This is a genomic window from Achromobacter sp. HZ01 (assembly GCF_003267925.1).
GTDB classification, from domain to species: domain Bacteria; phylum Pseudomonadota; class Gammaproteobacteria; order Burkholderiales; family Burkholderiaceae_B; genus Achromobacter; species Achromobacter pulmonis_A.
In genome coordinates, this window is record NZ_LWKV01000002.1 from 143,813 (window position 1) to 156,057 (window position 12,245).

Below are 12,245 nucleotides of genomic sequence, written 5' to 3' on the forward strand. Positions count from 1 at the left end.
GATTATTTCTTCGTGAACAAGGGATGCAGGGTGCTGTGCTTGGCGTCGTAGACCTGGCCCGGCGCTTCGTCGACCTGCACCGTCAGGCCCAGGTGCTTGCGCGGATCGGAGAACAGCGGCGCCAGGTGCTTTCGGGCGCTGCCCGCGATCGCGTCGCCGGCGGCCTGCCTGACGGCGTCGGAGCGGCCCGCGCCCATGCGCAGGTTGACGTAGACGAAACCGTAGTCGCCGTCGCCGCCGGCGGCCCGGCCCGCGGCGCCGCCGTCGGCCACGGCGTAATGCGGCGCCGGATAGGCGTAGACGCGCGTGCCGCCGGTGGGAAAGACCTGGCTGCCGTCTTCGGCGCGCACGGTGAGCATGGCGTCGGCGACGGCCCGGCACAGGCCGCCCATGTCGGCCTGCGCTTCGAGGTTGCCGGTATAGAGGATGACGACGTGAGGCATGGCGTCAGAGCCTCCCCGCCGGCGCGGCGCCGGCCGTGGCCTGCGCGGCGGGAATGGCGGCGCCGTCCTGCGGCGTCACCGGAAAGACCGCGTTGACCTGCCCCGTGCCCGAGGCCGCGAAGTACGGCGTGACGAGGTCGGCCCGGCCGTCGTAGTCCGACCAGCCCAGCGCGCCCAGCAGCATGGCCGTGTCGTGCATGAAGCCTTCGCCGTGGCCCTTGGCCGCGTACTCGGGCAGCATGCCGCAGAAGGCCTTCCATTCGCCGGCCTGCCACATGCGCAGCACTTCGCGGTCCAGCTGTTCCAGGAACGGACTCCAGATCCTGAACGCGAAGTCGGGCGCCTGCCCGTTCTGCGCGAAGCGGTGCGACAGCGAGCCGCTGGCCAGGACGGCCACCGTGCCGTCGTACTTGTCCTCGATGGCGCGCCGGATCGCCCAGCCCAGGCGGGCGCTGTCGTTCAGGTAATGGACCGTGCACATGGCGGAGACCGAGACCACCTTGAACTGCCGGTCCGCGTTCATGTAGCGCATGGGCACCAGCGTTCCGTACTCGGGATCGAGCGTGGTGGCGTCGTGCGCCAGCGTCTCCACGCCGAACGCGTTGGCCGTCTCGGCCAGCAGCTTGCCCAGCGCCGGGTTGCCGGGAAACTCGAAGCCCATGTTGCTGATGAAGTGCGGCAGCTCGTTGCTGGTGTACAGACCCTTGAAATTCGGCGCGCAGTTGATGTGGTAGCCGGCGTTGACCAGCCAGTGCGTGTCGAACACCACGATGGTGTCGACGCCGGCCTCGCGGCAGCGCCGGCCGATCTCCGTCAGGCCGTCGATGGCGTCCTGGCGCGTGCCCTTGCGCGGGCCGTCCTGTTCGCTCAGATAGATGGATGGAACATGCGTGACCTTGGCTGCGAGTGCTAGCTTACCCATGATGGTTCCCTTGAAAACGATGGCGCGTCAGCCCGTGGTGATGTTGGCGCGCCGTATGATCTCACCGTATTTGCCGATCTCGCTGTGGACGAACTGCTCGAACTGCGCCACCGAGCCGGCCCGCGAGACCACGCCGCTCTTGGCGAAAACCTCCACCACGCCGGGCGCGGCCAGCGCCTTGTTGACTTCGGCGTTGACGCGCTGGACCACGGCGTCGGGCGTGCCCGCCGGCGCCAGCAGGCCCTGCCAGGAGTTGGACTCCAGGTCCACGCCCTGCTCGGCCAGCGTCGGCACGTCGGGTGCGAAGCGCGAACGCTGGCGCGTGGCCATGCCCAGGGCGACCAGCTTGCCGCTTTCGACGTGGCTGCGGAATTCCGACCAGTTGCCGAACATCACGCTGACCTGCCCGCCCAGCAGGTCGGTGAGCGCCGGGCCCTGGCCCTTGTAGGGCACGTGCACCATGTCCACGCCCATCATCTGGCACAGCAGCGCGCCGGCCAGGTGCGCCGAGGTGCCGTTGCCGAACGAGGCGTAGGTCAGCGTGTCGGGCTTGGCCAGCGCCGCCTGCTTGAGGTCGGCCAGGGTCTTCAGGCCGCTGGACGGATGGGTGGCCAGCACGTGCTCGGACAGGCCCATCAGCGCCACGGGCTGCAGATCCTTGTCGGTGTCGTAGGGCAGTTTCTTGACCAGCGTCTTGTTGGCCGTGAAGCTGTTGGCCACGCAGACGAAGGTGTAGCCGTCGGCCGGCTGCTTGGCCACGTAGTCCACGCCGATCACCGTGCCTGCGCCGGGCTTGTTTTCCACGACGACGCTCTGGCCCAGCTGCTTGCCCAGCTCGGCGCCGATCAGGCGCGCCACCATGTCGGTGGTGCCGCCCGGCGGAAACGGCACGACGACGCGCAGGGGCCTGGCCGGCCAGTCGCCGGACTGGGCGCGGCCCGGCCCGGCGGTAGCGGCCAGCGCGGCGGCGGAACAAAGCTGCAGAAAGTGGCGGCGTTGCATGGTTGTCTCCTTTATCGTGCTATCGGGATTTCAGACGCTCACGCGCCCCAGTGCGGAATAGGGTGCGAGCCGGTGGCGACGGCCACGTTCTTCGGTTCACAGAACACTTCGTAGCTCCAGGTGCCGCCTTCGCGGCCGGTGCCCGAGGCCTTGGTGCCGCCGAAAGGCTGGCGCAGGTCGCGCACGTTCTGGCTGTTGACGAAGCACATGCCGGCCTCGATGGCCGCGGCCACGCGGTGCGCACGGCCGACGTTCTCGGTCCAGACATAGCTGGACAGGCCATAGGCGGTGTCGTTGGCGATGCGGATGGCGTCGGCCTCGTCCTTGAACGGAATCAGGCAGGCGACCGGCCCGAAGATCTCGTCCTGGGCGATCTTCATGCGGTTGTCCACGTCGGCGAAGACGGTGGGCGCGACGAAGTTGCCGTGCCTGACGCGGTCGGGCACCGCCGGGGCGTCCAGGCCGCCGCACAGCATGGAGGCGCCCTCTTTCTGCCCGAGTTCGATATAGCTGCGCACCTTGGCCAGGTGGCCGCGGGAAATCATGGGGCCGATGATGGTCTGCTCGTCCAGCGGATCGCCCACGCTCACGCGCCGGGCGCGGGCCACGAACTTCTCGACGAAGCCGGCGTAGACGCCCTGCTGCACCAGGATGCGGCTGCCGGCGGTGCAGCGCTCGCCGTTGTTGGAGAAGATCATGAACACGGCGGCGTCCAGCGCGCGGTCCAGGTCGGCGTCGTCGAAGATCACGAAGGGGCTCTTGCCGCCCAGCTCCATGCTGTATTTCTTCAGGCCGGCGGCCTGCACGATGCGATTGCCCGTGGCGGTCGAGCCGGTGAACGAAATGGCGCGCACGCCCGGATGCACGCACAGCGGCTCGCCCGCTTCCTTGCCGTAGCCGTGCACCACGTTGAGCACGCCGGCCGGGATGCCGGCTTCCAGCGCCAGCTCGCCCAGGCGCGCCGCGGTCAGCGGCGAAAGCTCGCTCATCTTGAGCACCGCGGTATTGCCGAAAGCCAGGCAGGGCGCGACCTTCCAGGTGGACGTCATGAACGGCACGTTCCACGGCGAGATCAGCGCGCACACGCCCACCGGATGGAACAGCGTGTAGTTCAGGTGCGTGGACGTGGGATAGGTGTGGCCGTCCACCCGCGTGCACATCTCGGCGAAGTAATGGAAGTTGTCGGCCGCGCGCGGCACCAGCTGCTTGCCGGTCTGGCTGATCGTCTGGCCGGTGTCGTTGGTCTCGGTCTGCGAGATCTCCGGCACGTGCCGGGTGATCAGCTCGCCCAACTTGTGCATGAGCCTGGCGCGCTCGGCCGCGGGCCTGGCCGCCCAGGCGGGAAAGGCTTCCTGCGCGGCCCGCACGGCGGCGTCGACTTCGGCCTCGCCGCCGGCGGCGACTTCCGCCAGCACGTCCTGGGTGGCGGGATTGACGGTTTCGAAATAATCCTTGCCGGCAACGATCTTGCCGTTGATCAGGTGATCGATTTTCATGGCTTCTCTTGCGTGATACGGGCGATATTCAATCCAGACTGATATTGCGGCTCTTGATGAGCGCGCGCCATTTCTGCCTTTCGTCCGCGACGTAGGCGTTCATGTCCGCGGCGTTGGTGGGACGCGCTTCCCAGCCGGCGTCGTAGAGTTTCTGGCGCACGTCGGCATCGCCCATGGCCTTCTGCAATTCGGCGCTCAGGCGTTCCTGCACGTCGCGCGGCGTGGCCGCGGGCACGGCCAGGCCCTGCCAGGTATAGGCTTCGACGCCGGCAAAGCCCAGCTCTTTCGCCGTGGGCACGTCGGGAAGCTGCGGGATGCGTTCGGCCGACATGGCCAGCAGCGGCACGACCTTGCCGGATTTCACCGCGCTGACGCCGCTGGGCAGGTCCAGCATCATCAGCGGCACCTGCCCGCCCATCAGGTCGCGCAGCGCCTGGGCGCCGCCCTTGTAGGGCACGTGCAGCACCGATACCTGGGCCTCGCGCTGGAACAGTTCCAGCGCCAGGTGGTGGGGACTGCCGACGCCGGCGGTGGCGATGCTGTACTTGCCCGGCGCGCCCTTGAGCGCGGCCAGCAGGCTCTTGGCGTCGGTAAAGCCGGAATTGGGCGCCGCGGTGATGACCAGCGGCGAGCGGCCCATCATGCCCAGCAGCGCGAAATCCCTTTGCGGCTCGTAGTTGAGCTGCTTGTAGAGCGCGCTGTTGTAGATCAGCACGCCGTTGTCGGCCGACAGCACGGTGTAGCCGTCGCCGGGCGCGCGCGCCACGAATTCCGAGGCGATGATGGCGCCCGCGCCGGGGCGGTTTTCCACCACTACGGGCTGGCCCAGCTGCCGCGACAGCTGCGCGCCGGTGGTGCGCGCCAGGAAGTCGGTGCCGCCGCCCGCGGGGTAGCCCACTACCCAGCGCAGGGGCTGATTGGGATAGTTCTGGGCTGACGCGCCGAAACCGGTCAGCGAGGCGGCCGCGGCCAGCATGGCGGCGGCAAGACGGATATTGCAGCGCATGGCGCTTTCTCCTGGATGTCGTTGCGCAACAAGAAACGATGGAATCAGGCCTCGGCCAAGGTGTTGGTCAGCGTGCCGATGCCGTCGATTTCGGTATCGACCACGTCGCCGGCCTGCACGTTGACCACGCCGTCGGGCGTGCCGGTGAGGATCACGTCGCCGGGCATGAGCGTCATGAACCCGCTCAGGTACTCGATCAGTTCGGGAATGCGGTGGATCATGTCGCCGGTGTTGCCGCTTTGCGTGACCTGGCCGTTGACGCGGGTGCGCAAGCCCAGCGCGTGCGGGTCCGGCACGTCGGCCGCGTCGACCAGCCAGGGACCGATCGCGGTCGAGGCGTCGCGGTTCTTGACCCGCAGATTGGGGCGGTAGTAGTTCTCCAGGTAGTCGCGCACGGCATAGTCGTTGCTCACCGTGTAGCCGGCCACGCAGGCCATCGCGTCGGCGGCGCGCACGCGTTTGGCCTGGCGGCCGATCACCACGGCCAGCTCGCATTCGTAGTGCATGAAGGCGGCGTCGCGCGGGCGCGGCGTGCGGCCGCGATGGCCGACCAGCGAGTTCGGCCCCTTCAGGAATACCAGCGGCGCGTCCTTGGCCGTGACCGTGAGTTCGCGCGACAGTTCCCTGACGTGGTCGGCGTAGTTCAGGCCCAGCGCGATGATGGTGCCGAATTCGATCGGGGGCAGCCATTGCACGTCGGCCTGGGCCAGCAGGCGGCCGTCGGGCAGCCTGACCGCCCCGCCCTCGCCTTCGGTGACGTCCCAGGTCCGGTTCTCGTAAACAATGCGTCCGCGCTTCATGCCTGCTTCTCCTCTGCCAGGCTGTGGCTCAATTCGCCCAGACGGGGCACGGTGATCGTGACGCGGTCGCCGGCGCGCCCCACGGGCGAGCCTTCGCCGGGGCCGAGCAGCAGCACGTCGCCCTCGGCCAGGGTCATGAATTCGGTCACGTCGGCGATCAGCTGCGCGGCGGGACGCAGCAGCGTGGCGAAGCTGCGCTCGTAGGCCTGCTGGCCGTTGACGCGCACGCCCAGCGCGGCCTGGTCGAGATCGAAGCCGGGCTGGCCCTGGAGCACTTCGCTCATGGGGCAGAAGCCGTCGCGGTTGCGCTGCACGACGGCGGGACGGTAGTAGTTCTCGTGCGGCAGGGTCAGGTCGCTGACGATCACCAGGCCGGCCACGTGGCTCATGGCCTGGGCCGCCGGTACCTGCCTGGCGGGCCGCCCGATCACCAGGCCGATGGTCGCGTCGATGCGCACCACGCCCGGATCGGCGGGGATCTCCACCACGGCGCCGTCGGCGGCGTAAGTGTTGCGCGACTTGATGTAGAGCACCGGCGCCTTGGGCGCGGCCTTGTAGGGCGCGCCGTCGAACTGGGGCGCCAGGCGTTCGAGGGTGGCGCGGTCGTTGAGCAATGCCCCGTAGACGGTGCCGTCGCGCCGGATGGAGTGCGGAGTCTGCATGATCGGGATCTAATTAACGAGGTAACAATTACCATGTTAACTAAAATCCCGATAACGCAAACTCAGGATTACCCCTAGGCGAAAAAAAAGCCGCTCGTGGCGAGCGGCTTTTCGTGCGCCTGTGACCGGTCAGGCGATCAGGCGGTCCAGGGCCTCGCGGTACTTGGCGGCGGTCTTTTCCAGCACGTCCTGCGGCAGGCGCGGCGCCGGCGGCGTCTTGTCCCAGGTCTGGGTTTCCAGCCAGTCGCGCACGAACTGCTTGTCGAAGGAAGGCGGGCTGATGCCGACGCGGTAGCCGTCGGCCGGCCAGAAGCGCGAGGAATCGGGCGTCAGCACTTCGTCCATCAGGTAGAGCGTGCCGTCGTCGTCCAGGCCGAATTCGAACTTGGTGTCGGCGATGATGATGCCCTTGGTGGCGGCGTAGCGCGCGGCCTCGGCGTACAGCTTGAGGGTCACGTCGCGGATGCGCTCGGCCATTTCCTGGCCGACTTCCTTGACCACGTGGGCGAAGTCGACGTTTTCGTCGTGCATGCCGAATTCGGCCTTGGCCGCCGGCGTGAAGATGGGTTCGGGCAGCTGGCTGGCCTGCTGCAGGCCGGCCGGCAGCGCGATGCCGCACACCGAGCCGGTGGCCTGGTAGTCCTTCCAGCCCGAGCCGATCAGGTAGCCGCGGGCGACGGCCTCGACCAGGATGGGCTTCAAGCGCTTGACCACCACGGCGCGTCCGCGCACTTGGTCCACCTCGTCCGGCGCGACCACGTCCTCGGGCTTGATGCCGGTGGAGTGGTTGGGCAGGATATGGGCCAGCTTCTGCAGCCAGAATTCGGTCAGCTCGGTCAGCACCTGCCCCTTGCCGGGGATGGGGTCGTCGAGGATCACGTCGAACGCGGAGATGCGATCCGACGCGACGATCAGCAACTTGTCGTCGCCTACCGCGTACATATCGCGCACCTTACCGCGGCCCAGCAGCGGCAAGGACTTGATGCTGGATTGATGCAAAGCAGAAGTCACGGGAAATGGCCTATGGCAATAATGAAGATTCCCGCCTCGGGCAGCGCCAGGGCGGGAAAGTCGAACCTGCAAGGCGCATAGGTTACTGCAAAACGGCCCGGCGCTGCCGACGGCGCCCGGCCGCCCTCCCCTCGACGCCGCCCGGCGCAGGCGTTAGGCTGTGGTCTCTTACCATGCGCGCCGACCGCCGCAGGCGTCACGGCGCACCCCTTCCACCCGGAGACCAAGCCGTATGCAGGATGCTTCCCTCAAACGCAGGCCCGCCGCCGACGCGCAAGTGCACCTGACCGGCGGCTGCCAGTGCGGCGCGGTCCGCTACGCCGTCACCGACGAGCCCCTGACCGCCGCCACCTGTCATTGCCGGGACTGCCAGTATTCCAGCGGCGGCGCCCCGGCCCACGCGCTGATCTTTCCGGCCGGCTCGGTCACGCTGCTGCGCGGCCAGGCCAAGGAGCACCGCTACAAGGGCGACTCCGGCCACACCGTCATGCGCAGCTTCTGCGCGGCCTGCGGCACGCCGCTGTTCGGCGGCTCCGAAGGCATGGACTACGAAATCGTGCGGGCCGGCTCGCTGGACGATCCCGAGGCCTTCCACGCCCGCGCCAGCCTGTGGACCGGTTCCGCGCCGTCCTGGCACCACGTGGACCGCAGCATCCCGCACTACGCCGGCAACGGGCCCGCCGCCTAGACCATAAAAAAAACGGGCCCGCATGAATACGGGCCCGTTCTTCCGCACTGCCGAGCGTGCTTACTGCACCACTTGCGCCAGCTTGCCCGAGGCGTACTGCGCGGCGATTTCGGTCAGCGGCAGGGCCTTGATCTTGCTGGCGTTGCCGGCGGTGCCGAACTGGGTGTAGCGGGCCACACAGATGGCCTTGGCGGCGGCGCGGGCCGGCTTCAGGTATTCGCGCGGGTCGAACTTCTCGGGGTTCTCGGCGAAGAAGCGGCGGATCGCGCCGGTCATGGCCAGACGGATATCGGTGTCGATATTGATCTTGCGCACGCCGTACTTGATGGCTTCCTGGATTTCCTCGACGGGCACGCCGTAGGTTTCCTTCATGTTGCCGCCGAATTCGCGGATTTCGGCCAGCAGTTCCTGCGGCACGCTGGAGCTGCCGTGCATCACCAGGTGGGTGTTGGGCAGGCGGGCGTGGATTTCCTTGATGCGGGAGATCGACAGGATGTCGCCGGTGGGCTTGCGCGTGAACTTGTAGGCGCCGTGGCTGGTGCCGATGGCGATGGCCAGGGCGTCGAGCTGGGTCTTGCGCACGAAGTCGGCGGCCTGTTCCGGGTCGGTCAGCAGCTGGTCCATGGTGAGCTTGCCGTCGGCGCCGTGGCCGTCTTCCTTGTCGCCCTGCATGGTTTCCAGCGAGCCCAGGCAGCCGAGTTCGCCTTCGACCGTCACGCCCAGCTTGTGGGCCACGTCGACGACCTTCTTGGTCACTTCGACGTTGTAGTCGTAGTCGGCGATGGTCTTGCCGTCTTCCTTCAGCGAGCCGTCCATCATGACGCTGGAGAAGCCGAGGTCGATGGCGCCCTGGCAGACCTTGGGCGACTGGCCGTGGTCCTGGTGCATGACCACGGGAATGTGCGGATAGGATTCCACGGCGGCCTGGATCAGGTGCTTCAGGAAGCCTTCGCCCGCGTATTTGCGCGCGCCGGCCGAGGCCTGCATGATCACGGGGCTGTCGGTCTCCGCAGCGGCTTCCATGATGGCCTGGACCTGCTCCAGGTTGTTGACGTTGAAAGCGGGAATGCCGTAGCCGTGCTCGGCGGCGTGGTCGAGCAACTGGCGCATGGAGACTAGGGCCATGAGTGGTCCTCCTTAGGTACTGTCTATTGAAAGATGGTTGAAGTCTTGCTGAATGGGGTGATTTTACGGGGGATTCGCCGAAAGGTCTTGCAACCGGCGGTATCCAGGCCATTCGGGCTGCGCCGAACGGCGTAAGCCGTCCCGGCGCCCCCGCCGCAAGCACGAGGGCGCCGGTGCGGGGGCCCTACGGCCGGCCCGCGTGCGGCACGTCGACCCGCGTCACCAGGATGCGCCCCTCGGGCCTGGCGCGGCGGTTGGCCTCGATGAAATCGGGCGCCGCGGCCATGAACAGGCTGCGGCCGTCCGGCCCGCCCAGGGCGGCGGCGAAGATGCCGAACTCGCCGGTGTCGATCTGCTCCAGTATCCGGCCGCCGCGCGCCAGGCGGACGATGCGCTTGCCGATGGCGTCGGCCACCCACAGCGCCCCCTCGGCGTCCAGCGCGCCGCCGTCCGGCCCGATGGCCGAGGCGGCGATCAGCACGCCCAGGTCGTCGCTGGCGGGCAGCGGGCCGAAATCGGCCCAGTCGCGGCGCGGCCCCAGGCCGCCGTCGGGCAGGATGTCGAATTCGGAAATACGGTTGCCGAAGGTCTCGTTGACGATCATGACGGCGCCGTCCGGGGTGATGAAGGAGCCGTTGGGAAAGCACAGCCCGTCGGCCACCACCCGGCAGGAGCCGTCGGGGTCCGCGCGCACGATGGTGGTGTTGCGCACCGGCGCGCCGTTCATCAGGTCGAAGCCGAAATTGCCCACGTAGGCCCTGCCCTGCGCGTCGACCACCATGTCGTTGATGTGCCCGCCGGTCAGCGCCGACAGGTCGGCATGCTCGACCAGGCTGCCATCGGCCTCGCGGCGCAGCAGCTTGCGGTCTTTCATGGAAGCGATGAGCAGCCGGCCGTCCGGCAGCCAGCCCAGGCCGGACGGCTGCTGCGGCACCTCGCAGATGCGCTCGACCCGGCCGTCCAGGTCCACCGCGATGACCTGGCCGGTGTAGAAGTCCGACGCCCACAGGCGGCCCTCGTGCCAGCGCAGGCCCTCCAGGTAGGTGTATCCGGACGCCAGCACCGACAGTTCTCGTTTCTGCATTTTCCAGTCTCCTTTTTTGTCGCGGGACGCCGCCTTGGCGGCCGGCCAGGCATTCTGGCATGGCGGCGCGGGGCGGTGGCGCTGTTCCAATTTGATACAAATCCGCTCCACTGGAGGCGACAACTGGCTGTCAGCTTGGCGGCGTTAACATCGCGGCCCAAGGGTAAACCCGCAAGCCTCGGGATCGCCCTGGCATGTCTGTCATCCGACCGCTCGCCCGCCCCATGCCGGCGGACCCGGCCCCCGCGGGGCCTGGCGCACGGTCGCCGTTTTTCCGTTTTGATCATGAACACTAAGAAGCTGACGCGTTACATCGGCATCGCCATGGTGCTGGGCATCGTGGTGGGCTACTTCTGCCACCGATACGCGCAAACTCCCGAGGAGGCCGCCCGCATCGCCGCCTACTTCAGCCTGGTCACCGACATCTTCCTGCGCATGATCAAGATGATCATCGCCCCGCTGGTATTCGCCACGCTGGTGACGGGGCTGGCCAGCATGAGCGACGCCAGCGCCGTGGGCCGCATCGGCATGCGCGCGATGATCTGGTTCGTCGCCGCCTCGCTGGTTTCGCTGCTGCTGGGCCTGGCGCTGGTCAATCTGTTCGAACCGGGCGCGCACATGAACATGACGCTGCCCGACGCCGGCGCCAGCTCCGGCCTGAAGACGGGCGATTTCACGCTCAAGGCCTTCATCGCGCACGTCTTCCCCAGCAGCATCGCGCAGGCCATGTCCAACAACGAGATCCTGCAGATCCTGGTGTTCTCGCTGTTCTTCGGCACGGCGCTGTCCTTCGTGCGCAGCAAGGGCCACCACACCCTCTACAACATGATCGACGAGCTGGCCAAGATCATGTTCCGGGTGACCGACTACGTCATGCGCTTCGCGCCCCTGGGCGTGTTCGCCGCGATGGCCGCCGCCATCACCACCGAAGGTCTGGGCGTGCTGGTCAGCTACGGCAAGCTGATAGGCGAGTTCTACCTGGGCCTGGCGCTGCTGTGGGGCGTGCTGTTTTTGATCGGCTACCTGTTCCTGGGCAAGTCCGTGCGCCGGCTGGGCGGGCTGATCAAGGAACCCACGCTGCTGGCGTTTTCCACGGCCAGCAGCGAATCGGCCTACCCCAAGACGATCGAGGCGCTCTCGCGCTTCGGCGTGCCCAAGCGCATCTCGGGCTTCGTGCTGCCGCTGGGCTATTCCTTCAATCTGGACGGCTCGATGATGTACCAGTCCTTCGCGGTGCTGTTCATCGCGCAAGCCTACCGCATCCCGATGAGCTTCACCCAGCAGCTGACGCTGCTGCTGGTGCTGATGGTGACCAGCAAGGGCATGGCCGGCGTGGCGCGCGCCTCGCTGGTGGTGGTGGCCGCCACGCTGCCGATGTTCAACCTGCCCGAGGCCGGCCTGCTGCTGATCATGGGCATCGACCAGTTCTTCGACATGGGCCGCACCGCCACCAACGTGGTCGGCAACAGCCTGGCCACCGCCGTCATCGCCAAGCTGGAAGGCCGCCAGCCCGCCGATGAGGAAGCACCGGCCAAAGAGGCCGCGGGCGGGGTCGCGGCGTCTTGACCGTCGCAGTCGCCGGGAGCAACATATAAGCCCCCGGCAAGCCCTGCCCGATCCAGCCATGATTTCCCTACGCTTGCGCTGCACCGTGGCGGCCGTCGCCCTGATGGCCGCAGCCCCCGCCTCGCACGCCTGGACGCGCATATCCTGCAACCTGGGCGGCACCGCCGCCAGCCCGCCCATGCAGATGCGCCAGTTCCGCATCGACGGCACCGAAATCAGCCAATTGATGTTCAGGCTCAGGGTCCGCAGCGCCGAGATCCCCGAAGGCGCGCGCGCCGACACCGACTGCACCGAATTCATGGGCCGGGAAATCGACGTGGTGCTCGACGGCGCCGGCGCCACGGCGGTGCGCAAGGGGCAATCTGTAAAGCTGCGCTACCGCTATGACGATTCGCTGGGCGAGGCGCGGGCCAGCCGGTTCGAGCTGGTCCGTTAGGTTT

13 protein-coding genes are annotated in these 12,245 nt (G+C 67.7%); 3 read left to right on the forward strand and 10 right to left on the reverse strand.

The genetic code is table 11. The features are described 5' to 3' along the window. Positions 1–2: 2 nt before the first annotated feature. The 8 genes from A6B37_RS09705 to A6B37_RS09740 form a co-directional block, all read right to left on the reverse strand. Complete coding sequence (locus A6B37_RS09705; RefSeq protein ID WP_111825631.1) at positions 3–443, reverse strand: 5-carboxymethyl-2-hydroxymuconate Delta-isomerase; 441 nt, start codon at positions 441–443, stop codon at positions 3–5. A gap of 4 nt (positions 444–447) precedes the next feature. Beyond that, a complete protein-coding gene (gene hpaD / locus A6B37_RS09710) occupies positions 448–1,365 on the reverse strand; it encodes a 3,4-dihydroxyphenylacetate 2,3-dioxygenase (protein WP_102773634.1) in 918 nt (305 codons plus the stop codon). Between the two features lie 27 nt (positions 1,366–1,392). After that, a complete protein-coding gene (locus A6B37_RS09715) occupies positions 1,393–2,367 on the reverse strand; it encodes a tripartite tricarboxylate transporter substrate binding protein (protein WP_102773635.1) in 975 nt (324 codons plus the stop codon). A gap of 38 nt (positions 2,368–2,405) precedes the next feature. Continuing rightward, positions 2,406–3,863, reverse strand: a complete 1,458-nt coding sequence (gene hpaE, locus A6B37_RS09720; protein ID WP_111825632.1) for a 5-carboxymethyl-2-hydroxymuconate semialdehyde dehydrogenase — start codon at positions 3,861–3,863, stop codon at positions 2,406–2,408. A 28-nt stretch (positions 3,864–3,891) separates the two neighbouring features. Then, positions 3,892–4,869 carry a tripartite tricarboxylate transporter substrate binding protein gene (locus A6B37_RS09725; RefSeq protein ID WP_111825633.1) on the reverse strand — a complete coding sequence of 326 codons (978 nt, stop codon included), beginning with the start codon at positions 4,867–4,869 and terminating at the stop codon, positions 3,892–3,894. 44 nt (positions 4,870–4,913) lie between these two features. Further along, on the reverse strand, positions 4,914–5,669 hold the full coding sequence (locus tag A6B37_RS09730) for a fumarylacetoacetate hydrolase family protein (protein ID WP_111825634.1): 756 nt from the start codon (positions 5,667–5,669) through the stop codon (positions 4,914–4,916). Next, entirely contained in the window at positions 5,666–6,331 is a 666-nt protein-coding gene (locus A6B37_RS09735) for a fumarylacetoacetate hydrolase family protein (protein WP_102773639.1), read from the reverse strand. Before A6B37_RS09735 ends, A6B37_RS09730 begins: the two co-directional genes overlap by 4 nt. A 129-nt stretch (positions 6,332–6,460) precedes the next feature. Next, on the reverse strand, positions 6,461–7,342 hold the full coding sequence (locus A6B37_RS09740) for a phosphoribosylaminoimidazolesuccinocarboxamide synthase (RefSeq protein WP_102773640.1): 882 nt from the start codon (positions 7,340–7,342) through the stop codon (positions 6,461–6,463). A 232-nt stretch (positions 7,343–7,574) separates the two neighbouring features. Between A6B37_RS09740 and A6B37_RS09745 the strand changes: the two genes are divergently transcribed. Continuing rightward, positions 7,575–8,030: a GFA family protein gene (locus tag A6B37_RS09745; protein ID WP_102773641.1), complete on the forward strand. Its 456-nt coding sequence runs from the start codon at positions 7,575–7,577 to the stop codon at positions 8,028–8,030. Between the two features lie 60 nt (positions 8,031–8,090). Here A6B37_RS09745 and fba read toward each other — a convergent pair whose 3' ends face one another. Together fba and A6B37_RS09755 are read right to left on the reverse strand one after the other, a co-directional pair. Then, positions 8,091–9,155, reverse strand: coding sequence for a class II fructose-bisphosphate aldolase (gene fba, locus A6B37_RS09750; protein WP_102773642.1), 1,065 nt, complete (start codon positions 9,153–9,155; stop codon positions 8,091–8,093). 184 nt (positions 9,156–9,339) lie between these two features. Further along, positions 9,340–10,239, reverse strand: a complete 900-nt coding sequence (locus tag A6B37_RS09755; RefSeq protein ID WP_102773643.1) for an SMP-30/gluconolactonase/LRE family protein — start codon at positions 10,237–10,239, stop codon at positions 9,340–9,342. Between the two features lie 285 nt (positions 10,240–10,524). Here A6B37_RS09755 and A6B37_RS09760 point away from each other — a divergent pair, with 285 nt between their 5' ends. Next, positions 10,525–11,805, forward strand: a complete 1,281-nt coding sequence (locus A6B37_RS09760; RefSeq protein WP_111826303.1) for a dicarboxylate/amino acid:cation symporter — start codon at positions 10,525–10,527, stop codon at positions 11,803–11,805. A gap of 58 nt (positions 11,806–11,863) precedes the next feature. Beyond that, on the forward strand, positions 11,864–12,241 hold the full coding sequence (locus A6B37_RS09765; protein WP_102773644.1) for a hypothetical protein: 378 nt from the start codon (positions 11,864–11,866) through the stop codon (positions 12,239–12,241). Positions 12,242–12,245: the final 4 nt, after the last annotated feature.